The organism is Actinomyces bowdenii (genome assembly GCF_017592395.1).
In the GTDB taxonomy this organism is placed as follows: domain Bacteria; phylum Actinomycetota; class Actinomycetes; order Actinomycetales; family Actinomycetaceae; genus Actinomyces; species Actinomyces bowdenii.
This window is the reverse complement of sequence record NZ_JAGFOU010000050.1, coordinates 1-1053: the sequence shown is the minus strand read 5'-3', so window position 1 is coordinate 1053 and position 1053 is coordinate 1. Positions and strand designations below refer to the sequence as shown.

The following is a 1053-nucleotide window of genomic DNA, read 5'->3' as shown; positions in this document are numbered from 1 at the left end:
CAGAGTCGCTCAGACGGTAGTTGCCAGGAGGCTGGAGGCCAGGGTCGAGCCGATCTTCCATCCGGACTCCTACGGCTACCGGCCCGGGCGCAGTGCCCTGGACGCCGTTGCACAGTGCCGACGGCGCTGCTGGGACAGGGCCTGGGTGGTGGAGGTCGATATCGCCAAGTTCTTCGACGAGGTCGACCACCAGCTCATCATCAAGGCTGTGGCCAAGCACGCCGGGCAGCCGTGGGAGCTTTTGTATGTCTCGCGGTGGCTGACGGCGCCTTTGCAGCACAGTGACGGTGCGGTGGTCCAGCGCGTGCGCGGAACCCCGCAGGGATCAGCAGTCAGCCCGGTCCTGGCCAACCTGTTCTTGCACTACGCGTTCGATGCATGGATGGAGCGCAACTTTCCATCGGTGCCATTCGAGCGGTACGTCGATGACGCAGTCGTGCACTGCACCACCCAGCGTCAGGCCCATCAGGTGCGCCAGGCGCTGGCGGACAGGCTGGCACAGGTCGGGCTGAGAATGAACCCTGATAAGACCCGGATCGTGTACTGTCCCACGACAAGACGCAGGCAGGACTATCCTGTGACGTCTTTCGATTTTCTGGGATACACCTTCCGGGCCCGGGCAGCGCAGGACGGCCGGGGGAAGATGTTCACCTCCTTCCTGCCGGCGATCAGCACCAGTGCTCTGAAGCGCCTGAGTGCTCAGGTGCGGTCCTGGAGACTGCATCTTCGCACCGGACACAATCTCGCCGACCTGGCACGCAGGATCAACCCGATCGTGCGTGGCTGGATGCAGTACTACGGTGCGTTCTACCGCACCGCGATGTATCCGCTCCTCAAGCGCATCAATGCCTACCTGGTGCGATGGCTGCGCAAGAAGTACAAACGGCTGCGGACCTTTAAGAAGGCCAAAGCCGCCTGGAGAAGGGTAACCAAGCAGTACCCCTACCTCATGGCGCACTGGGCCTGGGTCCACTCCTTTTGGTGACCAGGAATGACAAGAGCCGTGTAACGGGAGACTGTTACGCACGGTTCCGTGGGAGCCCGGGGGTGAGA

Annotated in this window: 1 protein-coding gene; it reads left to right on the top strand. The window is 62.7% G+C overall.

The annotated features are described in order from the left end of the window. On the top strand, window positions 1-985 hold a 985-nt coding region (locus J5X07_RS12735; protein ID WP_208480049.1), incomplete at its 5' end, for a reverse transcriptase domain-containing protein. Window positions 986-1053: the final 68 nt, after the last annotated feature.